Source organism: Streptomyces sp. NPDC033174 (genome assembly GCF_055577795.1).
In genome coordinates this window covers 19,672-45,259 of record NZ_JBVIPQ010000001.1, presented here as the reverse complement: position 1 = coordinate 45,259, position 25,588 = coordinate 19,672, and the positions used below count along the sequence as shown (strand labels likewise).

The window sequence follows — 25,588 nt, the reverse complement described above, 5'->3', positions numbered from 1 at the left end:
CGGGCGGCGCCTAAGCAGGGACGGGTGTGGCCTGCGTCGCGTCCTTCGCGGCCTGGGTGGCCCGGTCCTGCTTCTCGCGGCGCACCAGGATCACCCAGCCGACCGGGACACCGCCGGCGAAGAGCCACCACTGGACGGCATAGGCCATGTGCGGGCCGATGGAGTCGTGGTCCGGTTCGGGGATCTGCTCGGGGGTGCCGCCGGCCGGCACGGGAGCGGTCTGCTCGATGTATCCGCCGAGGACCTGGCGCCCCAGGGCCCGGGCCTGCTGCTCGCTGCTGATCAGCATGATCTGGCGGGGCGGCAGGCCCTTGAGGTCCTTGATGCCGCTGGCGCCGGTCGTCTCGTCGGCCTTGAGGCGGCCGGTGACGGTGACGGTGCCCCGGGGAGCGGGCGGCACCTCGGGAAATTCCTTCTGGTCGGGGGCGGCGGGGATCCAGCCGCGGTTGACCAGGACGGCCCGGCCGTCCTCGAGGATCAGCGGGGTCAGTACGTGCATGCCGACCTTGTCGTCCGCCGAGGTGCGGCGGCGCACCACCACTTCGTGCGCGGTGTCGTACGTGCCGGTGGCCTTGACCTGGCGCCAGTAGTCGGCGCGGGGGACGGTGTGACGGGGAGAGGTGAGAGAGGCGACCGGGGCGGGCGCGGCGCGCAGGTTCCGTGCGATCAGGGAGTTCTGCGCGACCCGGTTCTCGTGCCGGTGGAACTGCCAGAAGCCCAGCTCGATCATCGTGGGGATGAGGACGAGAGCGATGAGGGTGAGGATCACCCACTGCCGGGACAACAGGAAGCGGTACACCCCATGACCGTACAACTCGGGCCATGGGGTGTTCTCAGGGGGGTTCGGTCGCACGCCCGTCGCGGGGTGCGGCCGGCCCGGCTCAGACCTTGTCGACGATGCCCGCCTTTCCCTCCGCGCGGGCGCAGTGACCGCCGCAGAACCATTGGCCGTCGACCTCGACTCCCTGGCCGATGATCTGGACCCGACAGTGCTCGCAGATGGGCGCCATGCGGTGAATGGCGCACGAGAAGCAGTCGAAGACGTGCACCGCGCCCTGCGCGTGCACTTCGAACGACATCCCGTAATCGTTTCCGCAGACCTCACAACGTGCCATGCGCCACAGGGTGCGGCCCGGGGGCGGGGAAGGGCGGGCGGCACGCCCGGTCCGTCACCCGTCTGCCGGGGCGACGTCCCGCAGCAGCTGGGTGAAGGCGGCCTCGTCGACGACCGGTGTGCCGAACGTCTTCGCCTTCACCGTCTTCGAGGTGGCCGAGTCGGGGTCGTTGGTGACCAGCAGGCTCGTCAGCCGCGAGACGCTCGTGGCCACATGGAGGCCCGCTTCGACGGCGCGGTCCTCCAGCAGCTCGCGGTCGATGGAGGTGTCACCCGAAAAGGCCACCCTCATGCCCTGCTTGAGCGGTTTGTCTGATTCGTACCGCCCGGGGTTCGGGTACGGACAGGCCGGTCGCTTCCGCGACGGCCGCCATCCGTTGGACCGGTACGACGCCTGGTACCCGATGCGCGGGGTGGCCGGGGCCGACACCCACTCGGTGAGCGGCCGGCATTCGAGGAGCGGCAGTCGCACCCCACGCTCGGCCGCCGTGTGCAGACTCGGCCGGAACGCCTCGGCCAGCACCCGGGCGTCGTCCAGGGCGTGGTGCGCCCGCTGCTGCACGACCCCGAAGTGCGCGGCCAGCGACTCCAGCTTGTGGTTGGGCAGCGGAAGCGCCAGCTCCTTGGAGAGGGCGATGGTGCACAGCCGCTGCCGGGTGGGCGCGGTCCGCTCCGCGCGCGCGTACTCCCGGGCAATCATCGACCAGTCGAACATCGCGTTGTGCGCGACCAGTACGCGGCCTTCGAGGCGGTCCGAGAACTCGGCGGCGATGTCCGGGAAGAGCGGCGCGCCCTCCAGGACGTCACTGGTCAGTCCATGGATCCACACCGGCCCCGGGTCCCGCTCGGGATTGACCAGCGTGTACCAGTGGTCCTCGACGTCGCCCTGGGCGTCGAGGCGGTAGACGGCAGCGGACACTATCCGGTCGTCGCGAGCGAGTCCGGTGGTCTCCACGTCGACGACCGCGTACCCCCGGGGGTACGCGGCCGGCCACGTCGCTGTCGTGAGGTCGTCGAGCATGGTCACAGAGAATACGGGCCCCCACTGACAGCGCCGCCCACGGAGTCCGCCGCGCACGGCAGTTTGGCCGTCACCGCGAGCGGGATCCGCCCGGCACCGGAGCGAGCAGGCCCTCGACGAGCGCGCGCGCCGACAGGGCGAACAGCCGTTCCGGGTTGACCGGCCCGGCCAGTGAGCGGGCGAGGGCCGGGTCGTGTTCGGCCGTCGCCGCGTCCCACAGCTCCTCCTCGCCCGGGGACTGGACGGGGGCGCGCTCCCGGTTCCGCTCCACCAGGACGAAGCCCACCACATGGAACTGCACCGCCCGTACGGCGTCCGCGGCGCGCGCCCCGCGCAGCCCGGCCGCGTGCACCTCGTGCACCAGGGACCGCTGGGCCGGCAGGAACATCCGTTCTGTCAGGCCACGTTCATGGACCATCGCGACGAGATGCGGACGGTCGCGAAGGTCCCGGCGCAGCGCCCGGGCCACCGAGACGATCCGCTCGGCCGGGGTGCGCCCGCGCGGTGCGACGGCGCCGAGCTCGGCGACGGTCCGCTCCACGAGCGCGTCGAGGAGCGACTCGCGGTTGCCCACGTGCCAGTAGATGGAGGTCACCGCGGTGCCGAGCTCGGCGGCGAGCTTGCGCATGGTGAGAGCGGCCGGGCCGTGCTGCCGCACCAGCGCCGCGGCGGCGTCCAGTACCTCCTCGCGGGTCAGCGCGGGACGTGGCATGAAACCCCCAATTCTCTTGCGTGCACGGCTCTTTACCCTTCATCGGCGCCGGTGTAACTGTGTTACAGACCCGTCCCCCGACGATGAGCGAAGGGTGGTACGTCATGGCACGCGTACGGTACGGAGCACGCACCGAGGCCGAGATCGCCGCGGTCCGAGCGGCAGGAGCCAAGCTTCCCGACATCTGGTCAACCGGCGTGGTCGCCGTGTGGGAGAGCGACCCCGACGCGGTCGCGGCGGTGCTGCCGCCCCCGCTCAAACCCACCGCCGCCCCGCTCGTCCGGGCGAACATCAGCAAGGTAGACCTGCCCGGCTATCCGCTCGGCGCGGGGTCGGTGGCGGTCGCCGCGGCCCACGGCGACCAGCAGGGCTGGTATCCGCTCGTCATGCCGATGACGCACGAGCGGGCGCTGATCGGCGGCCGGGAGGTCTTCGGCGAGCCGAAGAAGCTGGGAGAGGTCACGGTCGAACGCGACGGCCTGGTCGTGCACGCCTCCCTCGCCCGGCACGGCATCGCGTTCGTCGAGGTCCGCGGGGCGGTGTCCGGCCCGCTGCCGCTGCCGGGGCCCACCGAGAAGGTCGACTTCTACTTCAAGTTCCTCCCGGCCGTGGACGGTTCGGGCTTCGACGCCGACCCCGTACTGGTCCACTGCGTACGCAACGAGAAGGTGCGCGCACTGGAGCGGATCACCGGGGACGTCGTGCTGCGGGAGTCCATGTACGACCCGGTCGCCGACCTGCCCGTCCGCCGCGTCGTCGAGATCACCCTCGGGGAGAAGACGACCGACCAGAGGGGCAGGGTCGTCGAGCGGGTGAGCGCCCAGGCCCTCCTCCCGTACATCCACCAGCGCTACGACGACCCCCGCCAGATCCTCGACGGCCCGCCGGAGGGGAGCGTCTGATGCGGCTGGAGCAGGGGCAGACCGCCGTCGTCACCGGCGCGGCGAGCGGCATCGGCCGGGCCATGGCCCGGCGGTTCGCCGCCGAGGGACTCCAGGTCGTCCTCGCGGACGTGGAGGAGAGCGCGCTCGCCAAGGCGGCCGAGGAGCTGCGCGACGAGGGCGCGCGGGTCCTCGCCCGCACCGCCGACGTCAGCGACCGCGACTCGGTGCTGGCCCTCGCCGACGCCGCCTACGAGACGTTCGGAGCGGTCCACGTCCTCTGCAACAACGCGGGCGTCGGCTCCGGCGCCGAGGGCCGCATGTGGGAGCACGAGCCGAACGACTGGAAGTGGGCCTTCGCCGTCAACGTCTGGGGCGTCTTCCACGGCATCCAGGCCTTCGTGCCCCGCATGATCGCGGGCGGCGCGCCGGGCCATGTCGTCAACACCTCCTCCGGCGACGGCGGGATCGCCCCCCTGCCGACGGCCTCCGTCTACGCCGTCACCAAGGCGGCCGTCGTCACGATGACCGAGTCGCTGTACGCGCACCTGAGGGCCGAGGGCGCCGCCGTCGGAGCCTCCGTGCTCTTTCCCGGCCCGCACATGCTCCGCACGGGACTGTGGGAGTCGCACCGCAACCGGCCCGAGCGGTACGCGAAGGAGCGGCCGCGCAGGACCCCGTACCGCAGCCTCGACCAGTGGGAGGCCGCCATGAGGAAGGCCGGCCACGAGATCGCCTTCACCCCGGTCGAGGAGGTCGCCGAACACGTCGTGGACGGCATCCGCGCCGACCGGTTCTGGATGCTCCCGGCGAGCGAGCACAGCGACCGGCAGATCCGCGCGCGGTCGCAGTCGATGCTCGACCGCGCCAACCCCGCGTACCTCGAAAGCTTCATCCTCGACTGACCGTGCGACCGAGGGAGCCGTGATGACGGACCCGAACGACCCGTACTTGATCATCTCCTCCGACTGCCACGCCGGTCTGCCCACCGAGCAGTACCGGCCCTATCTGGACGCCCGTTTCCACCGCGCCTTCGACGACTTCCTGGCCGGGAGGGACGCCCGCCGTGAGGCCATGACCCGGCTCGGCGTACGCAACGAGGCCTTCGCGGACAAGTGGTTCAGCGACAACGAGGAAGGGCTGCGCGGCGGCTGGGACAGCGCCCAGCGACTGAAGGAGCTCGACGGCGACGGAGTGGCGGCCGAGGTCGTCTTCCCGGACGCCGACGCCGTCGACAGCAGGACCGCGGCCCCCTTCGGCGTCGGCCTCGGACTCTCCGGGGACCAGGACCCCGAGCTCGGGATGGCGGGAGCACAGGCGCACAACCGCTGGCTCGCCGAGTTCGTGTCCCAGAACCCCGAGCGGCACTGCGGCGTCGCCCTGCTGCCCGTCACGGCCGACACCGACAAGGTCGTCGCCGAGATCCACCGGGCCAGGGAATCGGGGCTCGGGGCCCTGATGATCCCCTCCATGTGGGTCGACAAGGAGCCCTACCACGACCGGCGCTACGACCCCGTGTGGGCGGCCGCCGCCGAGACCGCGATGCCCCTGGTGACCCACTCGGGCGCGGCGCCGCGCGACGAGTACGGCGACCATCTCGGCATCTACGTCAGCGAAGTGACCTGGTGGCCCGCGCGCCCGCTCTGGTTCCTGCTCTGGTCCGGTGTCTTCGAGCGCCACCCCGGGCTGCGGTTCGGCGTCGCCGAGTCCGGCTGCTGGTGGCTGCCGAACCTGCTCTGGTTCATGGACCGGCTCTACCTCGGCGCGCACGGCGGGAAGAAGCTCTCACCGTTCGCCGAGCTGAAGCGCCCGCCGAGCGAGTACCTGGACCGGCAGATCTTCATCTGCGCGACCAACACCAAGCGGCGCGAGCTGGCCCAGCGCTACGAGATCGGCGTCGACAACATCCTCTGGGGCAGCGATTTCCCGCACCCCGAGGGGACCTGGCCCAACACCCGCGCGTGGCTGGCGAACACCTTCCACGACATTCCCGTCGCGGAGACCCGCCGGATGCTCGGTCTGGCGGCGGCGGAGGTCTTCGGCTTCGACACCGCCGCGCTCGCGCCGCTCGCCCGCCGGATCGGCCCCACCCCGGCCGAGCTGGGCCAGAGCGCCGACCAGGCGGCCGTCGAGGCGTCCTGGGCCCGCTCCCGGGAGGTGGGCCGTCACTGGCTGACCGACCACGACTTCCCGGTCCTGGGGGCGTCGTGACGACGGATCGCTACACGGTCATCTCGGCCGACTGCCACGCGGGCGCCGATCTCCTCGACTACAAGCCGTACTTGGAGAAGCGGTACCACGACGACTTCGACGCCTGGGCCGCCACCTACGTCAATCCGTACGAGGATCTGCTCGCCGACACGGCCGACCGCAACTGGAACTCCGACCGCCGCCTCGCAGAGCTGGAGCGGGACGGCATCGTCGCCGAGGTCGTCTTCCCCAACACCATTCCGCCGTTCTTCCCCTCGGCCTCACTGATGGCCCCCGCGCCGACGAGGGAGGAGTTCGAGCAGCGCTGGGCCGGGCTGCGCGCCCACAACCGATGGCTCGCCGACTTCTGCTCGCTGGCACCGGGCCGGCGGGCCGGAGTCGCCCAGATCCTGCTGGGCGACGTCGACGAGGCGGTGAAGGAGATCCGGTGGGCCAGGGAGGCCGGCCTGACGGGCGGGGTCCTGCTGCCGGGGGCGCCGCCCGGCTCCGGCGTCCCCGAGCTGTACTCGCAGACGTACGACCCGATCTGGGCCGTCTGCGAGGAGCTGGACGTGCCCGTGAACCACCACGGCGGGTCGGCATCGCCGCCGCTCGGCGACGAACCGGCCGCCCGGGCGGTGTTCATGGTGGAGACGACCTGGTTCTCCCACCGCGCCCTGTGGCACCTGATCTTCGGCGGTGCCTTCCGCCGCCACCCCGGCCTGAAACTCGTCCTGACCGAACAGGGCTCGGGATGGATCCCGGGCGTGATCGAGATGCTGGACTACTACCACGCACGGCTCGTGGCCGCCGCGACGAAGGCCGCGACCGCCGAGTCCAAGTTCGGGGCTGGCCTCGCCGCTTCCATGGGCAGTGGTCCGAGCGAGGTCTGGCGGGACAACTGCTTCGTCGGCGCGAGCTTCATGCGCCCGCACGAGGTGCCGCTGCGCGACCGGATAGGCCTCGACAAGATCATGTGGGGCAGTGACTACCCCCACGACGAGGGCACCACCCCGTACTCCCGCGAAGGCCTCCGCATCGCCTACGCGGGCCTGCCGCGCGAGGAGGTCGCGGCGATGGCCGGCGGCAACGCCGCCCGGGTGTACGGCTTCGACCTCGCCCTCCTCGACGCGCTCGCGGCACGGCACGGTCCCACCGTCGAGGAGATCTCCCAGCCCCTGAAGGAGGTCCCGGCGGACGCGACGAGCCCGGCGTTCGCCCGGGGCGGCTCGGTGCGCGTGTGGTGACCTCCCGGGTGTGAGACTCTCCCGGACATGACCGACGCCACACACGACGAGGCCCACGGCGGAGCACTCGGCTCCCGTCTCAACTGGCTCCGGGCCGCGGTGCTCGGCGCCAATGACGGCGTCGTCTCCACCGCGGGCCTCGTCGTCGGCGTCGCCGGCGCGACCGACTCCCGCCCGGCGCTGCTCACCGCGGGCCTGGCCGGGCTCCTCGCCGGCTCGATGTCGATGGCGGCGGGGGAGTACGTCTCCGTCTCCACCCAGCGGGACTCGCAGAAGGCGGCGCTGGCAATGGAGAAACGGGAACTGCGCGAGCAGCCGGAAGCCGAACTGGACGAACTCACCGAGCTCCTGGCGGCCCGCGGCCTCACCGCCGACGTCGCCCGCGAGGCCGCCGAGCAGCTCACCCAACGGGACGCGTTGCGGGCCCATGCGCGCGTGGAGCTCGGAATCGACCCGGACGACCTGACGAACCCCTGGCACGCGGCCGGCGCGAGCTTCCTCGCGTTCACGGCGGGCGCCCTGCTCCCGCTGCTCGCGATCGTCCTGCCGTCCCCGTCGGTCCGCCTCTATGTGACGGTCTGTTCGGTCCTGGCGGCCCTGGCCCTGACCGGCTGGTGGAGCGCCCGCCTGGGCGCGGCCCCCGCGGCCCCCGCGGTGCTGCGCAACATGGGCGGGGGAGCGGTGGCGATGGCGGTGACGTACGCCGCCGGAACACTGCTCGGGGCGGCCGGGGTGTGACCTCCCGGCCACTGATCCCAAGCCACTTTGACTACCCTCGGTAACAGTTGGCGGAAGTCGCCAAAACTCGCTGACAACTCGTCTCGCATACTTGTCGGTAACAACCACTGGCGCTGCCGCCACCCCGCCCCTAACGTGCAGGCATGCCACCGAACCTGCCCGATGTCGTGCTGTGGTCCATACCGGCGTTCGTCCTGCTCACGGTCCTCGAGATCGTCAGCTACCGGATCCACCCGGACGAGGAGGCCGCCGGATACGAGACCAAGGACGCCGCCACCAGCATCGGCATGGGGCTCGGCAGCCTCGCCTTCGACTTCCTCTGGAAGATCCCGATCGTGGCGATCTACACCGCGGTCTACGAACTCACCCCGGCCCGCGTCCCCGTCCTGTGGTGGACCGTTCCGCTGATGCTGCTGGGCCAGGACTTCTTCTACTACTGGTCCCACCGCGGCCACCACGTCATCCGCATCCTGTGGGCCTGCCACGTCGTCCACCACTCCAGCCGCAAGTTCAACCTCAGCACCGCGCTGCGGCAGCCCTGGACGTCACTCACCGTGTGGCCGTTCTATGTGCCGCTCATCGCATGCGGTGTGCACCCGGCCGCCCTCGCGTTCTGCTCGTCGGCGAACCTCGTCTACCAGTTCTGGGTGCACACCGAGCGCATCGGCAAGCTGCCCCGCCCCATCGAGTACGTGCTGAACACGCCCTCGCACCACCGGGTGCACCACGCCTCCCAGGGCGGCTACCTCGACCGCAACTTCGGCGGCATCCTGATCATCTGGGACCGGCTCTTCGGCTCCTTCGCGCCCGAGACCGAGCGGCCCGTGTTCGGCCTCACCAAGAACATCGCGACCTACAACCCGCTCCGCGTCGCGACCCATGAGTACGCCGCGATCGCCCGTGACGTCCGGGCGGCGACCAGCTGGCGCGAGCGGGCCGGACGGGTCTTCCGGGGACCGGGGTGGCAGCCGGGCCCGCGTACCGAACCCGGGCCCGCCACCGGTCCCGCCGCGGAGCCGGCGGCGTGAGCGGACCACGCGCGGCGGACGCCGGCGCCGGGCGGCGCGAGGCGGTCTCCCGCCTCCTCCTCGTCGCCTTCGGCGCGGCCGCCGCCGTCGACCTCCTCTCCCTCCTCGCCGGAGCCGAGCTCGGGCACCAGGTCGCCAAGCCCCTTCTGATGCCGTTGCTCGCGGGACACGCGGCCGTCCTCGGCGCACCGAAGCCCCTGACCGCCGCACTGCTCTTCGGCTGGGGCGGCGACGTCTTCCTGCTCTCCGACGCCGACTGGGCGTTCCTCGTCGGCATGGGCTCCTTCGCCGCCGGGCACGTCTGCTATCTGGTCCTCTTCGGCCGCGGGCGCACGTCACCGCTCCTCGGCGCGGCCTACGGCGTCGCCCTGGTCACCACCGTCGCGCTGCTGTGGCCCGGCCTCCCCGCGGACCTGCGGATCCCGGTCGCCGGCTATTCGCTGCTGCTCACCGCCATGGCCTACCGCTCCAGCGCCCTCGGGCTCACCGCCGGAGCGGGCGGCGCGCTCTTCCTGCTCTCCGACACCCTCATCGCGACCGGCGTCGCCGACTGGCCCCAGCCGCCCGTCCCCGACTTCTGGATCATGCTCACCTATCTGGCGGCGCAGTACCTGCTGGCCGCCGGAGCACTCCGTTGCTCGGCCGTCGGCGCGCGGGCGTACGGTGAAACCCGTACCAACGTCTGAGACAAGGATGCGTCCGTCATGCGCGCCACCACCATTCACGCCCCGTTCGACATGCGCGTGGAGGACGTGCCCGACCCGGTGATCAAGCAGCCCACGGATGTGGTGCTGCGGGTTCTCCGGGCCTGTATCTGCGGCAGCGACCTGTGGGCCTACCGCGGCACGGCGGCCCGCCAGGCCGGACAGCGCATCGGCCACGAGTTCCTCGGGATCGTCGAGGAGGCCGGCCCGGAGGTGTCCGGCTTCGCCCCCGGCGACCTGGTCGTCGCCCCCTTCGTCTGGTCCGACGGCACCTGCGACTACTGCTCCGAGGGCCTGCACACCTCCTGCCCGAACGGCGGGTTCTGGGGATCCGTCGGCTCCGACGGCGGCCAGGGCGAAGCGGTCCGTGTGCCGTTCGCCGACGGCACCCTCGTCAAGCTCCCCGCCGACGCGGCCTCCGACGACCATCTGCTGACCGCGCTCCTCGCCCTCTCGGACGTCATGGGCACCGGCCACCACGCGGCCGTCGGCGCGGGCGTGACGAAGGGCTCCACGGTCGCCGTCGTCGGTGACGGCGCCGTCGGTCTGTGCGGAGTCCTCGCCGCCAAGCGGCTCGGCGCCGAGCGGATCATCGCGCTGGGCCGACACCAGGCCCGTACCGACATCGCCCGTACCTTCGGCGCCACCGACGTGGTCGCCGAGCGCGGGGAGGCCGCCGAGGCCGCCGTCCGCGAACTCACCGGCGGCCAGGGCGCGCACGCCGTCATCGAGGCCGTCGGCACCGAGCAGTCGATGCGCACCGCCGTCGCCATCACCCGCGACGGCGGCTCCATCGGCTATGTCGGCGTCCCGCACGGCAGCGGCACCGGGCTCGACCTCTCCGACATGTTCAACCGGAACGTCGCCCTGCGCGGCGGGGTCGCACCCGTCCGCGCGTACATCCCCGAGCTGCTCGCGGACGTCCTGGACGGGACGATCGACCCGTCGCCGGTCTTCGACCTGACCGTCGGGCTCGAGGGCGTCCCGGACGGTTACAGGGCCATGGACGAGCGCACCGCGCTCAAGGTCCTCGTCAAGCCCTGAGCCAGACGGGGGCATCCGTGCCCGGCAGGCCCGGCGGACGTGACCAGTCCGCCGGGCCTCCCCCGTACGAGACGGGTGAGACGGCGTGCCGCAGCCGGCCCATCGGGCTGTCCGTCTCCGTCAGCCACCGCCCCGGCTCGTACCGGGGAAGCCCCTTCAGCCAGTGCGCGGTCTGCGCCAGCGCGAGACGCACCAGACGGGTGCCACCGCCGTCGTCGGCCGACTGCTCGGTGAGCGACCGGAGCACGGCCGCGGCCAGCAGATAGCCCGTACCGTGGTCCAGGGCCTGCGCGGGAAGGGCACCGGGCCGGTCCGCCGACCCCTCCAGCTCGGCGATGCCGGTCGCGACCTGGACGAGGCTGTCGAAGCCGCGCCGCTCGCTCCAGGGCCCGTAGTCGCCCCACGCGGACAGCTGCGCGACGACCAGGCCGGGCCGCATCAGCCCGAACCGGTCCAGCGCGCCCGGGCGGTAACCGGTGACCAGGACGTCCGCCCCGGCCAGCAGCTCCTCGAAGGTCCGCCGGTCCGACGGCCGGTCGAGGTCCAGGGCCACGGACCGCTTTCCGAAGCCGGTGTCGGCGTGCTGGTCGGGCAGTTCCGGGTTGGCCGGCGGATCCACGCGCAGTACGTCCGCTCCGAGCAGCCCCAGGGTGCGCGTCGCCACCGGGCCGGCGATGACCCTCGTCAGGTCCAGTACCCGCAAGGGGCCCGAACGGGGGCGCGGAGCCGCGTCGTCGAGCCGCTCCCGGGTCAGCAGCGGCCGCCCGGCGACCGCGGCGCCCTGCTCGTGCGCCGCCCACCCCTCGGGCGAGCGCAGGGCCACGGCCAGGCCGCCCGCCGCGTACACCGCCCGCTCCACCTCGATCGCCGGCCGTCCGGCGATGGCGGCCTCGACTGCCGCCGGATCCTCGCCGACCCCCAGCGCGGACAGCAGCGCGGCCCGGTGGTGGGGGTAGTTGGCGTGCGTACGGACCCAGCCGTCGGCCGCCCGCCAGAACCTGGACAGCGGCGCGAAGTTGACCGGCTCCCGGCCGTCCACGAGAAGATGGCGTTCGCTGACGAACGCGGTGGCGACCGCCCCGTCGTCGACCCGGACCCCGGGCACGGGCCCGCCGGAGGTGTGCGCGTCCCACTCCGCCGCCGCGAGCGCGCAGACCGCCACCGTCGCCCGGGCCAGATCCATCACGGGCAGCCGGGCGTGCAGCAGCCCCGAAGGGCCGCCGTACGACACACGGTCCGTGAGGGCGGGATCGCCGCCCAGCAGAGCCCACAACTGCCCGGTGTGTTCCGTGCCCCTGAAAAGTCTCTGTGTCATTCACGCACTATGGCACCGCGCATGGCACTGAGTGCCATGCGCGGTGCGAAACCCCTGGTGTGATGTGCCCCACCAGGGCCTTCACTTCAGGCTCCCTAGCGGCGAACCGCGTCCAGGGCGTCGATCATGCCGGCGCCGTAGAAGCCGTTGTCGTACTTCCCGCCCTCGCACACCGCGTCGACCTTGCCGTCGCCGTCGATGTCGTACGGGTCGGTGCACGCCTTGGCGTCGGCCTGGGCGTACAGCAGCGCCTTCACTTGCGCCGCCGAGGCGTGCGGGTGCTTGGACTTGATGAGCGCCGCGACGCCCGCCGCGTGCGGGGACGCCATCGAGGTGCCGGCCTTGTAGCCGTAACCGCCGCCGGGCAGCGTGGAGAGGATCAGACCGTTGACGGCCGGCGCGTCGGGCGTCTGGAACCTGGTCGAGTCGCCGCCCGGGGCCGCGATGTCGACCACGCCGAGACCGTAGTTGGAGTAGGACGACTTGAGGCCCTTGGCGCCCGTCGCGGAGACCGTGACCACACCCGGCAGCATGGCCGGGAAGTCCGGGCACTCCTGCGGGTTGATGACCCGCGTCACCGGGGTGGTGTCATTCGGGCTGGTGGTGTCGGTGAGCTCGTCGGAAGCCAGGTCCGTACGGGCGTTGCCGGCCGCGGCCACGTTCACGGCGCCCTTGCGCTCCGCGTACTGCGAGGCCCGGGTGACCGCCTCGACCAGCGCCTTCTGATCGTCGTCGTTCTTGCAGGCGTACAGCCACGGGTCGGTGTAGTAGCTGTTGTTGGTCACATCGACGCCGTGCTCCGCGGCCCAGACGAAACCGCAGACGACGGACTCGGTGTAGAAGAAGCCGTCGGGCGTGGCCACCTTGATGCCGGAGACCTTCACACCGGGCGCGACACCGGTGACACCGACGCCGTTCTTCGCGGCGGCGACGGTACCCGCGACATGCGTGCCGTGGTCGCTCTCGCCCGGGTTCGGACGCCAGGAGCCGGGGGTGGTGTCCGGGGCGCCGGTCACACAGTTGGCGGACGCCTTGGCGTCGAAGTTCGGCGCGAGGTCGGGGTGGGTGTCGTCGACACCGGTGTCGATGACCGCGACGGTGACCTCGCTGCTGCCGAGGAACTTCTGGTGGGCCTTGTCCGCCTTGATGGCCGGCAGGTCCCACTGGAGCGGCTCGAACGGGTCCTGCTCGTCGGACGCCTTGGCCGCTGCCGCCTTCGCCTCTGCGGCGGTCAGCGGCTGCTCCTGCGCCCCGATGGCGTCGTCGTGCTGCACGGAGAGCGGTGCCGTCCGTGTCGCACCGGCCGACTGCACACCCTTGACCTTGCGGATCGTCTTCGCGAACTCGGGGTTCTGCGAGTGGACGACGATGACCCCGATCTTGTCGTACGCGAAGACCACCGTGCCACCCGCGCGGGATATCGCCTTCTTGACCGAAGCGGCGGTGGAGCGGCCGCCCTTCACGTTGACGACGTACGACAGCTTCGGGCCGTCGGTCACGACGGCGGCCGGGGCGTCGTCCGCCGGGGCGGCCGTGGCCGCTCCGGCGGGAAGGAAGCCGAGCGAGGCCGTGAGCGCCAGACCGGCGGGCAGAGCGAGTACTCGACCGCGTCTGGATCCCAGATGAGCCATGGGTTCTCCACATCATCCGTATAGGAGCTGTTCACACACCGGGTTGTGAGTGAACAGGTTCATGACGAGCGAAGCTATCGCCGATCATCGCGGCCCATCAATGAGTTGGGAAAGAAAAAGACCGGTATTGAACCGCGTCGACCTGCTGCCCGTGCCGTTGTGCAGGGGAGGGAACGACATCACCCACCCCGTCCGAAAGGTCCCCTCCGTCATGCCTACCGCACCCGCGCCGCAAGGAGATTCCGTGGCTATCGATGCACCGCCGCCCCCGGGCGGTACGGACGCCGGCCCCGTCCAGCCCACGACCGAGGCCTTCGTCGAGGTGCAGGAGAGTGCGGAATTCGGCGAACTGCGCCGCACGTACCGCTCCTTCGCCTTCCCGCTCACCCTTGCCTTCATCGCCTGGTACCTGCTGTACGTCCTGCTCTCCAACTACGCGGGCGGCTTCATGGGCACCAAGCTCTTCGGCAACATCAACGTGGCTCTGGTCCTCGGACTCGGCCAGTTCCTCACCACCTTCCTCATCGCCTGGTTCTACTCACGGCACGCGGCCGGGAAGCTCGACCCCAAGGCGGAAGCGATCAAGTCCCGTATGGAGGCCGGCGCATGAGCAGCACCTTCCAGGCCGGTGAGGTCCTCCACACCGTCCAGCTCGCCGCGGCCAGCGCCACCTCCGAGCACCGCACGCTGATCATCTCCCTCTTCGGGGCCTTCGTCGTCGCGACCCTGGCCATCACCGTCTGGGCCGGCCGCCAGACCAAGAGCGCCGCCGACTTCTACGCCGGCGGACGCCAGTTCACCGGCTTCCAGAACGGCCTCGCGATCTCCGGCGACTACATGTCCGCCGCCTCCTTCCTCGGCATCGCCGGAGCCATCGCGCTCTTCGGATACGACGGCTTCCTGTACTCGGTCGGCTTCCTGGTGGCCTGGCTGGTCGCCCTGCTGCTGGTGGCCGAACCCCTGCGCAACTCCGGCCGGTTCACCATGGGCGACGTCCTCGCCTACCGGATGCGCCAGCGCCCGGTCCGTACCGCCGCGGGAACGTCCACCATCGTCGTCTCGATCTTCTACCTGCTCGCCCAGATGGCGGGCGCCGGTGTGCTCGTCTCGCTGCTGCTCGGTATCACCAGCGACGGCGGAAAGATCGCCATCGTCGCGCTGGTCGGCGTCCTGATGATCGTGTACGTCACCATCGGCGGTATGAAGGGCACCACCTGGGTGCAGATGGTCAAGGCCGTCCTGCTCATCGCGGGCACGCTCCTCATCACCTTCCTCATCCTGCTGAAGTTCAACTTCAACCTCTCCGACCTGCTCGGCGCCGCCGCCACCAACAGCGGCAAGGGCTCCGCCTTCCTGGAGCCCGGCCTCAAGTACGGGGCCACCGGCATCTCGAAGCTGGACTTCCTCTCGCTGGGCATCGCGCTGGTCCTGGGCACCGCCGGACTGCCGCACATCCTGATCCGCTTCTACACCGTGCCGACCGCCAAGGCAGCCCGGAAGTCCGTCAACTGGGCCATCGGGATCATCGGTGCGTTCTATCTGATGACGATCGTGCTGGGCTTCGGCGCCGCCGCGCTCCTCAAGCCGGGCGACATCATCGCCTCCAACAAGGCGGGCAACACGGCGGCCCCGCTGGCCGCCCTCGAGATCGGCGGCGGCGCCGGATCCACCGGCGGCGCGATCCTGCTCGCGGTCATCTCCGCGGTCGCGTTCGCCACCATCCTCGCGGTGGTCGCCGGACTGACCCTGGCCTCCTCGTCCTCCTTCGCGCACGACATCTACGCCAACGTCATCCGCCGCGGCAAGGCGACCGAGAAGGAGGAGGTCCGCGCGGCCCGCTGGGCGACCGTCCTCATCGGCGTCGTCTCCATCGCGCTCGGCGCGATGGCACGCGACCTCAACGTCGCCGGCCTGGTCGCCCTGGCCTTCGCCGTCGCCGCGTCCGCCAACCTGCCGACGATCCTCTACAGCCTGTTCTGGAAGCGCTTCACCACCCAGGGCGCGCTCTGGTCGATCTACGGCGGTCTCATCTCCGCCGTCGTCCTGGTGGTCTTCTCCCCGGTCGTCTCCGGGAAGCCCACCTCGATGTTCAAGACGGCCGACTTCTACTGGTTCCCGCTGGAGAACCCGGGCCTGGTCTCCATCCCGCTGGGCTTCCTGCTCGGCTGGATCGGATCCCTTCTCTCCAAGGAGGAGCCCGACGCCGGCAAGTACGCCGAGCTGGAGGTCAAGTCCCTCACCGGTGTCGGAGCGCACTGATCCCGACACCCTACGAAACCGAAGGGCCGGCCGTCTCGTAGATCCCTACGAGGCGGCCGATCAGGTCCCGTGACAATCGGCCACTGATGTTGTCGGTGCACTCGCGTAGGCTCGGACCCATACAGATTCGGGTAACCGGGGAGGGGGCACACCGTGCTCATCGACACCTACGGCCGAGTGGCCACTGACCTGCGTGTCTCGCTCACCGACCGGTGCAATCTGCGCTGCACGTACTGCATGCCCGAAGAGGGCCTCCAGTGGCTCGCCAAGCCCGATCTGCTCACCGACGACGAGATAGTCCGGCTGATCCGGATCGCCGTGACCGACCTCGGAGTCACCGAGGTCCGCTTCACCGGCGGCGAGCCTCTGCTGCGCCCCGGGCTCGTCGGCATCGTCGAGCGGTGCGCCGCCCTGGAGCCGCGCCCCAAGATGTCCCTGACCACCAATGGCATCGGCCTCAAGCGCACCGCAACCGCGCTCAAGGCCGCCGGCCTGGACCGGGTCAATGTCTCGCTCGACACCCTGCGCCCCGACGTCTTCAAGACGCTGACCCGCCGCGACCGCCACCAGGACGTCCTGGACGGCATGGCCGCCGCCCGCGACGCCGGGCTCACCCCGGTCAAGGTCAACGCGGTCCTGATGCCCGGCCTCAATGCCGACGAGGCCCCCGACCTGCTGGCCTGGGCCGTGGAGAACGCGTACGAGCTGCGTTTCATCGAGCAGATGCCGCTCGACGCGCAGCACGGCTGGAAGCGCGACGGAATGATCACCGCGGGCGACATCCTCGAGTCGCTGCGCACCCGCTTCACGCTCACCGCCGAGGGCGACGAGGCCCGCGGCTCCGCGCCGGCCGAGCGCTGGACCGTGGACGGCGGACCGCACACCGTGGGCGTCATCGCCTCCGTCACCCGCCCCTTCTGCCGGGCCTGCGACCGGACCCGGCTCACCGCCGACGGTCAGGTGCGGACGTGCCTCTTCGCCACGGAGGAGACGGATCTGCGCGCGGCGCTCCGCTCGGAGGCGCCCGACGAGGAGATCGCTCGGATCTGGAAGCTGGCGATGTGGGGCAAGAAGGCCGGTTCGGGCCTGGACGACCCGAGCTTCCTCCAGCCGGAGCGTCCGATGTCGGCGATCGGCGGCTGAGACTCAGTCGCCTTCGGCGGCGGACCACGCCTCCAGCGTCACGACGTCCTTCAGGAAACCCCGTACTCCCAGGAACTGGGAGAGGTGCTCGCGGTGCTCGTCGCACGCCAGCCAGGTCTTGCGGCGCTCGGGGGTGTGCAGCTTGGGGTTGTTCCACGCCAGGACCCAGACGGCGTCGGCACGACAGCCCTTGGCGGAACAGATCGGGGAGGTCTCGTCACTCACAGGGCGCTCGCAGAATGGGTCCGAACAAAGGCGACGCCGAGCAGCCACGGGGGGAGCTGCCCGGCGTCGGTCCGTCGCTCCGACGGGGGATGCGGAGCGCGTACGAAGTATGTCACGGGGAACGGGGTGTGGTGCACCGGAACTTCATGATTGATCTGAGCTTTTCTTGAGCTTCGCGGACGGCGGGCGGCAGCCGATGATCACGTCTGCTCGTACGTCCGTTCCTTGCCCGGCTCCTCGGCGCGCTGTGCAGGGCCTTCCTCCGGGCCCTCCGCTTCGGGCGTCGCCTCCAGCATCGGCCGCACCGGCGCCGGGACGAACGTGGACGGCAGCGACGGCGCACTCTCCCGGCCCGCGTTCGCGATCACGACCGCCACATAGGGGAGCAGCAGGCCCAACGCCAGCGCCACCACCGCCACATGGCGTTCCACATTCCACAGGACCGCCGCCGCGATGACCGACAGCGTGCGGATCGACATCGAGATCACATACCTGCGCTGCCGGCCGCGCACATCGTCGGCCAAACCCTGACGGGCTCCGGTGATCCGGAAGACCTCGTTCGCCTCGCGCTTCCGCATCGCGTTCCACCGCCCGACATCCACGCCGGACTTCCCCTGTCCGGACCTCTCTCCACGGTACGCCCCGGCATCCGCCGCCGACGAGGCCGGGTCGCCCCTTACCTGGGCATACGGCCGACGGAGTCCCACGTACGGAGCTGTCCGACATGCGCCGTATGGGCGGGGGGTCAAGACTGGGGCCCACATGCGCACACCGCGCCGCACGAGGAGGCGACATGAGTTGGTTGTGGGCGATCATCGTGGGTCTGGTCCTCGGTCTGATCGCCAAGGCGATCATTCCGGGCAAGCAGCAGATCCCGCTGTGGCTGACGACCGTGTTCGGCATTCTCGGCAGCGTTCTCGGCAACGCCGTCGCAACCTGGATCGGAGTCAACGACACCAAGGGCATCGACTGGACCCGGCATCTGCTCCAGCTGATCGGCGCGGTCGCTGTCGTCGGGGTGGGCGACATGCTGTGGGCCACCGTCAGGGGTACCAGGAGAGCCTGACCCCGGTCCCAGGGGTACGGCAGCGGCCCGGGTGCGCGATCGACGCGCGTACCCGGGCCGCTGCCGTGGCGTACCGAAGCCTCAGCCGGTGACCTCGATCGCGGCCAGGTTCTTCTTGCCCCTGCGCAGCACCAGCCAGCGGCCGTGCAGCAGCTCGTCGCGGGACACCTCGGCGTCCTCGGCGGTGACCTTGACGTTGTTCACGTACGCCCCGCCCTCCTTCACCGTGCGGCGCGCGGCGGACCTGCTCGGTGCCAGAGCGACCTCGGTGAAGAGATCCACGACCTGGCCGAGCTCGGCCACCCGCGCGTGCGGCAGCTCGGACAGGGCCGCCGCCAGCGTCGTCTCGTCCAGCTCCGCCAGCTCGCCCTGCCCGAACAGCGCCTTGGAGGCGTTGATCACGGCCGCGCACTCGTCGGCGCCGTGCACCAGAGTCGTCAGCTCCTCGGCCAGCGCGCGCTGGGCGGCACGGGCCTGCGGGCGCTCCGAGGTGAGCTTCTCCAGCTCCTCGATCTCCTCGCGGGACTTGAAGCTGAAGATCCGCAGGAACTTGGAGACATCACGGTCGTCCGCGTTCAGCCAGAACTGGTAGAAGGCGTACGGCGTGGTCCGCTCCGGGTCCAGCCAGACCGTCCCTGTCTCCGTCTTGCCGAACTTCGTGCCGTCCGCCTTGGTGATCAGCGGGGTCGCCAGGGCGTGCACCACGGCCTCGGGCTCGACCCGGTGGATCAGGTCGGTGCCCGCCGTCAGATTGCCCCACTGGTCGCTGCCGCCGGTCTGCAGCACACAGCCGTACCGCCGGTTGAGCTCCAGGAAGTCCATGCCCTGCAGGATCTGGTAGCTGAACTCGGTGTAGCTGATGCCCGCGTCGGAGTTCAGCCGCCGGGCGACCGCCTCCTTCGCGATCATCTTGTTGACCCGGAAGTACTTGCCGACGTCGCGCAGGAAGTCGATCGCCGACAGGCCCGACGTCCAGTCCAGGTTGTTGACCATGGTCGCGGCGTACGGGCCCTCGAAGTCGAGGAACCGCTCGATCTGCGCCCGGAGCCGCTCCACCCAGCCCGCGACGACCTCCGGCGCGTTCAGGGTGCGCTCGGAGTTCGGCTTGGGGTCACCGATCAGACCCGTGGCACCGCCGACCAGACCCAGCGGGCGGTTCCCCGCCTGCTGGATCCGGCGCATGGTGAGGATCTGGACCAGGTTCCCCAGGTGCAGGCTGGGCGCGGTCGGGTCGAAGCCGCAATAGAACGTAACGGGACCGTCCGCGAACGCCTTGCGCAATGCGTCCTCGTCAGTGGACAGGGCGATCAGCCCGCGCCACTGCAGCTCGTCGACGATGTCCGTCACGGTTTCCGGTCTCCTTGAACGTGTAGGCGTGTAGAGAGAAGAGCAACAGTCAGTCTAGGCGGGTCACACGCCCTGGCTGACCGAACTCATATTGAAATCGGGCACGCGCAGCGCCGGCATCGCGGCCCGGGTGAAGTAGTCGCTCCACTCGCGCGGCAGCGTCTTCTCCGTACGGCCGGCCTCCGAGGCGCGCGACAGCAGATCCACCGGGGACTCGTTGAACCGGAAGTTGTTCACCGCGCCGGTCACCTCGCCGTTCTCGACGAGATACACCCCGTCCCGGGTCAGGCCGGTGAGCAGCAGCGTCGCCGGATCGACCTCGCGGATGTACCAGAGGCAGGTCAGCAGCAGACCCCGCTCCGTGGAGGCGACCATCTCCTCCAGCGAACGCTCCGCGCCGCCGTCGAGGATCAGATTGCCGATCGAGGGGGTGACCGGCAGACCGGTCAGGGCCGCGCTGTGCCGGGTCGTGGTCAGGTGCTGCAGATGCCCGTCCCGGACCCACGCGGTCGGCGACAGCGGCAGACCGTTGTCGAAGACCGACGAGTCGTCGCCGGACGCGTGCGCGACGACGAACGGCGCGGTCTCCAGGCCCGGCTCGTTCGGGTCGCTGCGCAGGGTCAGCGGCAGCGGCGAGAGCGTCTCGCCGATACGGGTGCCACCGCCGGGCTTGGAGAAGACCGTACGGCCCTCCACCGCGTCCCGGGCCGCCGACGACCACATCTGGTAGATCAGCAGGTCCGCCACCGCGGTGGGCGGCAGCAGCGTCTCGTACCGTCCGGCGGGCAGGTCCACGCGGCGCCCCGCCCACCCGAGCCGGGTCGCCAGCTCGGCGTCGAGCGCGCCCGGGTCCACGTCCTTGAAGTCCCGGGTGGCCCGGCCCGCCCAGGCGGACAGCGACCGGTCCGGGGACTTGGCGTTCAGCTCGAGCGTCCCGTTCGGCTGGTCGTGGCGCAGCCGGACGCCCGTCGACGTACCGAGATACGTCGAGGTCAGCTCGTGGTTGGCGAAGCCGTACAGCTCCCGGCCGCCGGCCCGGGCCCGGGCGAAGGCCTCGCCGAGGGCGGGCGCGAAGTCCCCGAAGACCGCCGACGACGTCTCGGCGGGCGCGTCGGTGAAGTCCGGCGACGCCGGCACCCCGCCGACCAGCGGCTGGGCGTCCTCGGCGGGCCCGGCGGCCCGGGCGGCGTCCTCGGCGGCCCGCACCAGCGGCTCCAGCTCGTCGACCGTGACGGCCGACCGGGAGACGACCCCCGCGGCGGTGCCCTGCGTGCCGTCCACGGTCGCGATGACGGTGAGGGTCCGGCCCCGGGTCACCCCGTTCGTGGTGAGGGCGTTGCCCGCCCAGCGAAGGTTCGCCGACGACTCCTCGTCGGCGATGACCACGCATCCGTCGGCGCGGGACAGCTCAAGGGCCCGCTCGACGATCTCGTACGGCTTGCTGACGCGGCTCATCGACCGGCCTCCTGCGTCGTGTTCAGAATGTTGACGCCCCGGAAGAGGGCGGAGGGGCAGCCGTGGGAGACCGCCGCGACCTGGCCCGGCTGGGCCTTGCCGCAGTTGAAGGCGCCACCCAGGACGTAGGTCTGCGGGCCGCCGACCTTCTCCATCGAGCCCCAGAAGTCCGTGGTCGTCGCCTGGTAGGCGACATCGCGCAGCTGACCGGCGAGCTTCCCGTTCTCGATCCGGAAGAAGCGCTGCCCGGTGAACTGGAAGTTGTAGCGCTGCATGTCGATCGACCAGGACCGGTCGCCGACCACATAGATCCCGCGCTCCACACCCCCGATCAGGTCCTCCGTCGACAGACCGCCCGGGTCCGGCCGCAGCGACACGTTCGCCATCCGCTGCACCGGCACATGCGCGGGGGAGTCCGCGAACGCGCAGCCGTTCGACCGTCCCAGGCCCGTCAGCCTCGCGATCCGGCGGTCCAGCTGGTAGCCGACCAGCGTGCCGTCCTTCACCAGGTCCCAGCTCTGCGCCTCGACGCCCTCGTCGTCGTAGCCGATCGTGGCCAGGCCGTGCTCGGCGGTCCGGTCGCCCGTCACATTCATGATCGGAGAGCCGTACGTCAATTTCCCGAGCTGGTCGAACGTGGCGAAGGAGGTCCCCGCGTACGCCGCCTCGTAGCCCAGCGCCCGGTCCAGCTCCGTGGCGTGGCCGATGGACTCGTGGATCGTCAGCCACAGATTCGACGGGTCGACCACCAGGTCGTACGTCCCCGCCTCCACGCTCGGCGCCCGCATCTTCTCCGCGAGCAGCCCCGGGATCCGCTCCAGCTCGGAGTCCCAGTCCCAGCCGGTGCCGGTCAGGTACTCCCAGCCGCGCCCCACCGGCGGAGCGATCGTGCGCATCGAGTCGAACTCGCCGGTCGTGTCGTCCACCGCGACCGCCGTCAGCTGCGGGTGCAGCCGCACGCGCTGCTGGGTGGTGACCGTGCCCGCCGTGTCCGCGTAGAACTTGTTCTCATGGACGGTGAGCAGTGAGGCGTCCACATGCGCCACCCCCTCCGCCCGCAGCAGCCGCTCGCTCCACTCGGCCAGCAGCGCGCTCTTCTCCGCGCCGGACACGTCGAAGGGGTTGATCTCGTACGAGGAGATCCAGGTCTTCTCCGCGTGCACCGGCTCGTCGGCCAGCTCCACCCGCTCGCCGGAACCCGCCGCCGCGATCACCTTCGCCGACAGTTTGGCCATCGCCACGGCCTGCCCGGCGACGCGCGCCGCGGCGTCCATGGTCAGATCGACCCCGGACGCGAAGCCCCAGGCGCCGCCGTGCACGACCCGTACCGCGTACCCGAGGTCCGTGGTGTCCGAGGACCCCGAGGGTTTGGCGTCGCGCAGCCGCCAGGCCGCGCTGCGCACCCGCTCGAGGCGGAAGTCGGCGTGCTCGGCGCCGAGCGCGCGCGCCCGGGCGAGCGCCGCGTCGGCGAGCGCCCGCAGCGGCAACGCCGTGAAGGCTTCGTCGATGGAATGAGGCACGAAATGTCTCCTGTCGTATGAGACCGGTCGTCCCGATCATGTCGCGCTTCTGTGGATGATGCCCAGCTCTTTCTGTAGGGACCCGACAGGGAGTTCCGTACGCCACTGTCAGGGCCCGATTCTCCGTACGAGGGACCGGACCGATAGGTTTTCGACGTACCAGACCGCTATGGAAAGGGTGATCCGTTGAGCCGCTCGGTTCTCGTCACCGGAGGAAACCGGGGCATCGGCCTCGCCATCGCCCGCGCGTTCGCCGACGCCGGCGACAAGGTCGCCATCACATACCGGTCCGGAGAGCCGCCGGCCGGCTTCCTGGCCGTCAAGTGCGACATCACCGACACCGAGCAGGTGGAGCAGGCCTACAAGGAGATCGAGGAGAAGCACGGTCCGGTGGAGGTGCTGGTCGCCAACGCCGGTGTCACCAAGGACCAGCTGCTGATGCGGATGTCCGAGGAGGACTTCTCCGCCGTCCTCGACACCAACCTCACCGGCACCTTCCGGGTCGTCAAGCGCGCCAACCGCGGCATGCTGCGCGCGAAGAAGGGCCGCGTCGTCCTGATCTCCTCGGTCGTCGGCCTCCTCGGCTCCGCGGGGCAGGCGAACTACGCCGCCTCCAAGGCCGGCCTCGTCGGCTTCGCCCGCTCCCTCGCCCGTGAGCTCGGCTCGCGCAACATCACGTTCAATGTCGTCGCCCCCGGTTTTGTCGACACCGACATGACCAAGGTGCTGACCGAGGAGCAGCGCGCGGGCATCGTCGCCCAGGTGCCGCTCGGCCGCTACGCGCAGCCCGAGGAGATCGCCGCCACGGTGAAGTTCCTCGCCTCCGACGACGCCTCGTACATCACTGGAGCCGTCATCCCGGTTGACGGCGGATTGGGCATGGGTCACTGATCACCATGAGCGGAATCCTCGAAGGCAAGCGCATTCTGATCACTGGGGTGCTGATGGAGTCCTCCATCGCCTTCCACACCGCGAAGCTGGCCCAGGAGCAGGGCGCGGAGATCATCCTCACCGCCTGGCCCCGGCCCACGCTGACCGAGCGCATCGCCAAGAAGCTCCCCCGGCCCGAGAACGTCAAGGTCATCGAGCTCGACGTGTCCAACGACGAGCATCTCGCCCGTCTCGAGGGCCTGGTCCGCGAGGAGTTCGACAGCCTCGACGGCATCGTCCACTCCATCGGCTTCGCCCCGCAGGACGCCCTCGGCGGCAACTTCCTCAACACGCCGTTCGAGTCGGTCGCCACCGCCATGCACGTCTCCGCCTTCTCGCTGAAGTCGCTGACCATGGCCTGCCTGCCGCTGATGACCAACGGTGGCGGCTCGGTCGTCGGCCTCACCTTCGACGCGCAGTTCGCCTGGCCGCAGTACGACTGGATGGGCCCGGCCAAGGCCGCGCTGGAGGCCACCAGCCGCTACATGGCCCGTGACCTCGGCGACCACAACATCCGCTGCAATCTCGTCTCGGCGGGCCCCATCGGGTCGATGGCCGCCAAGTCCATCCCCGGGTTCTCCGAGCTGGCCGCGGTGTGGGACAGCCGTTCCCCGCTGAAGTGGGACCTGAGCGACCCGGAGCCCGCCGGCCGCGGTGTCGTCGCGCTGCTCTCGGACTGGTTCCCGAAGACCACCGGCGAGATCGTCCACGTCGACGGCGGGCTGCACGCCATCGGCGCGTAGCCGCCGGGGTTCTTCTCGTACGAGGCCGCGTGCCGTCGCAGTTGACGGCACGCGGCTTTCGTGCGTTCCGGGTGAAATCCCCCCAAGTCGAAAAGTCGGGCCTGTCGCCTCAGACTGGGTCAGAGCGTGATGTTGCGGCTACTGACGGGGAGGAGGTGCGGACATGCGCGCGATACCACGCGGAATGGTGGGCATGGCCGCGGCCTCGGTCCTCGTCGCCGGTTCCATCGGCTTCGTCGGTTTCGAGGTGAACGCGGCCCTGGCCGCCCCGGCCGACGCCGCGGATCCGGCCGACGACGCCACGGCGCCCCGCGAGCGGGAGACCTTCGGTGCCTCGTGCAACACGACCGTGGAGGGCTCCCGCGTCACCGCCGCCTGCCGCAACCCCTTTCCCCGTACGGACCGGGTCCGCCTGCACGTCGAGTGCGCCCGCTGGTGGGACGTCGACACCGACAGCGCGCCCGTCGCGGTGGCCCCCACCGCCTATGTCGAGCTGACCCAGCGCTGCTGGAAGGAAGTCCGGGCGGCGTGGATCACTCACCTTCCCGAGCGGGACTCCTCGGGCACATGAACGGATAACCGGCCGCCTCGGAAGCCGCCGCGTCCGCGTCCTGCGCCCGGATCGCGTCCAGCAGCCGCCCGTGGTCCATGTGGTTCTCCGGGCGCAGCTCCTGGCCGACGTCGTCGCGCAGCCAGTCGCGGAGCAGATGGCCGAGGTCGGCGTAGAGCTCGGTCAGCACCTCGTTGTGCGACGCGGCGACCACCGCGAGGTGGAACGTCGCGTCGGCAGCCACGAAGCTCTCGGCGTCGCCCGACTCCCAGGCCTGCTCCCGGCGCGTCAGCAGGACGTCCAACTGCTTCAGATCCCGCTCGGTGCGCCGCTGGGCGGCCAGTCGCGCGGCGGACGACTCCAGGGTGGAGCGCAGCTCGGCGATGTGGCGCGGATTGGCCCCCGCGAACCGCCGGTGCATCACCCCGGCCAGCTCACTCGTGGCGACGACATAGGTGCCGGAGCCCTGCCGGATGTCCAGCAGGCCGTTGTGCGCCAGCGCGCGGACGGCCTCCCGGACGGTGTTGCGGGCCACACCGAGCTGCTCGACCAGCTCCGGCTCGGTGGGGATACGGGAGCCGACCGGCCACTCGCCCGAGGTGATCTGGTTCCGCAGCTCGGTGATCACTTGATCACTGAGAGCGGAGCGCCGGGGGGAGGTGAGCGCCATGGTGCTCCTTCAGCTTCCGGAAACGGGAAAGGGACCGCGTGGGGGACCGCATGGA

27 protein-coding genes are annotated in these 25,588 nt (G+C 70.8%); 15 read left to right on the top strand and 12 right to left on the bottom strand.

The window, feature by feature from the left end:
• Positions 1 to 10 precede the first annotated feature (10 nt).
• From ACZ5VC_RS00240 to ACZ5VC_RS00225, 4 genes are all read right to left on the bottom strand, one after another.
• Positions 11 to 799 (bottom strand): SURF1 family cytochrome oxidase biogenesis protein, encoded by a 789-nt coding sequence (locus ACZ5VC_RS00240; protein ID WP_469117899.1) that lies wholly within the window; start codon positions 797 to 799, stop codon positions 11 to 13.
• 82 nt (positions 800 to 881) lie between these two features.
• Positions 882 to 1,115: a hypothetical protein gene (locus tag ACZ5VC_RS00235; protein WP_468714801.1), complete on the bottom strand. Its 234-nt coding sequence runs from the start codon at positions 1,113 to 1,115 to the stop codon at positions 882 to 884.
• Positions 1,116 to 1,169: 54 nt separating this feature from the next.
• Positions 1,170 to 2,141, bottom strand: coding sequence for a DEDDh family exonuclease (locus ACZ5VC_RS00230; protein ID WP_469117898.1), 972 nt, complete (start codon positions 2,139 to 2,141; stop codon positions 1,170 to 1,172).
• A 64-nt stretch (positions 2,142 to 2,205) separates the two neighbouring features.
• Positions 2,206 to 2,847, bottom strand: a complete 642-nt coding sequence (locus tag ACZ5VC_RS00225) for a TetR/AcrR family transcriptional regulator (protein ID WP_469117897.1) — start codon at positions 2,845 to 2,847, stop codon at positions 2,206 to 2,208.
• A 104-nt stretch (positions 2,848 to 2,951) separates the two neighbouring features.
• Between ACZ5VC_RS00225 and ACZ5VC_RS00220 the strand changes: the two genes are divergently transcribed.
• The 8 genes from ACZ5VC_RS00220 (at position 2,952) to ACZ5VC_RS00185 (ending at position 10,679) form a co-directional block, all read left to right on the top strand.
• Positions 2,952 to 3,749 carry an acetoacetate decarboxylase family protein gene (locus ACZ5VC_RS00220; RefSeq protein ID WP_469117896.1) on the top strand — a complete coding sequence of 266 codons (798 nt, stop codon included), beginning with the start codon at positions 2,952 to 2,954 and terminating at the stop codon, positions 3,747 to 3,749.
• On the top strand, positions 3,749 to 4,633 hold the full coding sequence (locus ACZ5VC_RS00215; RefSeq protein ID WP_469117895.1) for an SDR family NAD(P)-dependent oxidoreductase: 885 nt from the start codon (positions 3,749 to 3,751) through the stop codon (positions 4,631 to 4,633). Before ACZ5VC_RS00220 ends, ACZ5VC_RS00215 begins: the two co-directional genes overlap by 1 nt.
• Positions 4,634 to 4,655: 22 nt before the next feature.
• Positions 4,656 to 5,939: an amidohydrolase family protein gene (locus ACZ5VC_RS00210; protein ID WP_469117894.1), complete on the top strand. Its 1,284-nt coding sequence runs from the start codon at positions 4,656 to 4,658 to the stop codon at positions 5,937 to 5,939.
• On the top strand, positions 5,936 to 7,165 hold the full coding sequence (locus tag ACZ5VC_RS00205) for an amidohydrolase family protein (RefSeq protein WP_469117893.1): 1,230 nt from the start codon (positions 5,936 to 5,938) through the stop codon (positions 7,163 to 7,165). Before ACZ5VC_RS00210 ends, ACZ5VC_RS00205 begins: the two co-directional genes overlap by 4 nt.
• Positions 7,166 to 7,192: 27 nt before the next feature.
• The gene (locus tag ACZ5VC_RS00200; RefSeq protein WP_469117892.1) at positions 7,193 to 7,903 is read left to right on the top strand and encodes a VIT1/CCC1 transporter family protein; all 711 of its coding nucleotides are present in this window, start codon (positions 7,193 to 7,195) and stop codon (positions 7,901 to 7,903) included.
• A 143-nt stretch (positions 7,904 to 8,046) separates the two neighbouring features.
• Positions 8,047 to 8,931 carry a sterol desaturase family protein gene (locus ACZ5VC_RS00195; protein ID WP_469117891.1) on the top strand — a complete coding sequence of 295 codons (885 nt, stop codon included), beginning with the start codon at positions 8,047 to 8,049 and terminating at the stop codon, positions 8,929 to 8,931.
• Positions 8,928 to 9,617 carry a lysoplasmalogenase gene (locus ACZ5VC_RS00190; RefSeq protein ID WP_469117890.1) on the top strand — a complete coding sequence of 230 codons (690 nt, stop codon included), beginning with the start codon at positions 8,928 to 8,930 and terminating at the stop codon, positions 9,615 to 9,617. The genes ACZ5VC_RS00195 and ACZ5VC_RS00190 overlap by 4 nt, the downstream gene beginning before the upstream one ends.
• 18 nt (positions 9,618 to 9,635) lie before the next feature.
• Positions 9,636 to 10,679: a zinc-dependent alcohol dehydrogenase family protein gene (locus ACZ5VC_RS00185; RefSeq protein WP_469117889.1), complete on the top strand. Its 1,044-nt coding sequence runs from the start codon at positions 9,636 to 9,638 to the stop codon at positions 10,677 to 10,679.
• Here ACZ5VC_RS00185 and ACZ5VC_RS00180 read toward each other — a convergent pair.
• Together ACZ5VC_RS00180 and ACZ5VC_RS00175 are read right to left on the bottom strand one after the other, a co-directional pair.
• A complete protein-coding gene (locus ACZ5VC_RS00180; RefSeq protein WP_469117888.1) occupies positions 10,669 to 11,994 on the bottom strand; it encodes a CoA transferase in 1,326 nt (441 codons plus the stop codon). The two genes, ACZ5VC_RS00185 and ACZ5VC_RS00180, sit on opposite strands and share 11 nt — an antisense overlap.
• A 95-nt stretch (positions 11,995 to 12,089) precedes the next feature.
• Positions 12,090 to 13,625: a S8 family peptidase gene (locus tag ACZ5VC_RS00175; RefSeq protein WP_469117887.1), complete on the bottom strand. Its 1,536-nt coding sequence runs from the start codon at positions 13,623 to 13,625 to the stop codon at positions 12,090 to 12,092.
• A gap of 244 nt (positions 13,626 to 13,869) precedes the next feature.
• Here ACZ5VC_RS00175 and ACZ5VC_RS00170 point away from each other — a divergent pair, with 244 nt between their 5' ends.
• The 3 genes from ACZ5VC_RS00170 (at position 13,870) to moaA (ending at position 17,027) form a co-directional block, all read left to right on the top strand.
• Positions 13,870 to 14,235, top strand: coding sequence for a DUF485 domain-containing protein (locus ACZ5VC_RS00170; protein ID WP_468714828.1), 366 nt, complete (start codon positions 13,870 to 13,872; stop codon positions 14,233 to 14,235).
• Complete coding sequence (locus tag ACZ5VC_RS00165) at positions 14,232 to 15,884, top strand: solute symporter family protein (protein ID WP_469117886.1); 1,653 nt, start codon at positions 14,232 to 14,234, stop codon at positions 15,882 to 15,884. Before ACZ5VC_RS00170 ends, ACZ5VC_RS00165 begins: the two co-directional genes overlap by 4 nt.
• A 153-nt stretch (positions 15,885 to 16,037) precedes the next feature.
• Positions 16,038 to 17,027, top strand: a complete 990-nt coding sequence (gene moaA, locus ACZ5VC_RS00160) for a GTP 3',8-cyclase MoaA (RefSeq protein ID WP_469117885.1) — start codon at positions 16,038 to 16,040, stop codon at positions 17,025 to 17,027.
• 3 nt (positions 17,028 to 17,030) lie between these two features.
• Here the strand turns inward: moaA and ACZ5VC_RS00155 are convergent, their stop codons facing one another.
• Both ACZ5VC_RS00155 and ACZ5VC_RS00150 read right to left on the bottom strand, forming a co-directional pair.
• Entirely contained in the window at positions 17,031 to 17,252 is a 222-nt protein-coding gene (locus tag ACZ5VC_RS00155; protein WP_468714833.1) for a hypothetical protein, read from the bottom strand.
• Positions 17,253 to 17,452: 200 nt separating this feature from the next.
• A complete protein-coding gene (locus tag ACZ5VC_RS00150) occupies positions 17,453 to 17,830 on the bottom strand; it encodes a DUF3099 domain-containing protein (protein ID WP_469118881.1) in 378 nt (125 codons plus the stop codon).
• Between the two features lie 215 nt (positions 17,831 to 18,045).
• On the opposite strand from ACZ5VC_RS00150, the gene ACZ5VC_RS00145 reads away from it, so the two are divergent.
• The gene (locus tag ACZ5VC_RS00145) at positions 18,046 to 18,318 is read left to right on the top strand and encodes a GlsB/YeaQ/YmgE family stress response membrane protein (protein WP_469117884.1); all 273 of its coding nucleotides are present in this window, start codon (positions 18,046 to 18,048) and stop codon (positions 18,316 to 18,318) included.
• An 81-nt stretch (positions 18,319 to 18,399) separates the two neighbouring features.
• On the opposite strand, the gene tyrS is transcribed toward ACZ5VC_RS00145, so the two are convergent.
• The 3 genes from tyrS to ACZ5VC_RS00130 all read right to left on the bottom strand — a co-directional run bounded on the left by tyrS (position 18,400) and on the right by ACZ5VC_RS00130 (position 22,640).
• Positions 18,400 to 19,665, bottom strand: coding sequence for a tyrosine--tRNA ligase (gene tyrS / locus ACZ5VC_RS00140; RefSeq protein WP_469117883.1), 1,266 nt, complete (start codon positions 19,663 to 19,665; stop codon positions 18,400 to 18,402).
• 63 nt (positions 19,666 to 19,728) lie between these two features.
• Positions 19,729 to 21,120: a metallopeptidase TldD-related protein gene (locus ACZ5VC_RS00135; protein ID WP_469117882.1), complete on the bottom strand. Its 1,392-nt coding sequence runs from the start codon at positions 21,118 to 21,120 to the stop codon at positions 19,729 to 19,731.
• The gene (locus ACZ5VC_RS00130) at positions 21,117 to 22,640 is read right to left on the bottom strand and encodes a TldD/PmbA family protein (RefSeq protein WP_469117881.1); all 1,524 of its coding nucleotides are present in this window, start codon (positions 22,638 to 22,640) and stop codon (positions 21,117 to 21,119) included. The genes ACZ5VC_RS00135 and ACZ5VC_RS00130 overlap by 4 nt, the downstream gene beginning before the upstream one ends.
• Before the next feature lie 186 nt (positions 22,641 to 22,826).
• Here ACZ5VC_RS00130 and fabG point away from each other — a divergent pair, with 186 nt between their 5' ends.
• The 3 genes from fabG (at position 22,827) to ACZ5VC_RS00115 (ending at position 24,884) form a co-directional block, all read left to right on the top strand.
• Entirely contained in the window at positions 22,827 to 23,531 is a 705-nt protein-coding gene (gene fabG / locus ACZ5VC_RS00125; RefSeq protein ID WP_468714777.1) for a 3-oxoacyl-[acyl-carrier-protein] reductase, read from the top strand.
• A 5-nt stretch (positions 23,532 to 23,536) separates the two neighbouring features.
• The gene (gene fabI, locus ACZ5VC_RS00120) at positions 23,537 to 24,313 is read left to right on the top strand and encodes an enoyl-ACP reductase FabI (RefSeq protein WP_469117880.1); all 777 of its coding nucleotides are present in this window, start codon (positions 23,537 to 23,539) and stop codon (positions 24,311 to 24,313) included.
• Positions 24,314 to 24,476: 163 nt separating this feature from the next.
• Positions 24,477 to 24,884 carry a hypothetical protein gene (locus ACZ5VC_RS00115; protein WP_469117879.1) on the top strand — a complete coding sequence of 136 codons (408 nt, stop codon included), beginning with the start codon at positions 24,477 to 24,479 and terminating at the stop codon, positions 24,882 to 24,884.
• Here the strand turns inward: ACZ5VC_RS00115 and ACZ5VC_RS00110 are convergent.
• Positions 24,847 to 25,533, bottom strand: coding sequence for a FadR/GntR family transcriptional regulator (locus ACZ5VC_RS00110; protein WP_469117878.1), 687 nt, complete (start codon positions 25,531 to 25,533; stop codon positions 24,847 to 24,849). The genes ACZ5VC_RS00115 and ACZ5VC_RS00110 overlap by 38 nt on opposite strands.
• Positions 25,534 to 25,588: the final 55 nt, after the last annotated feature.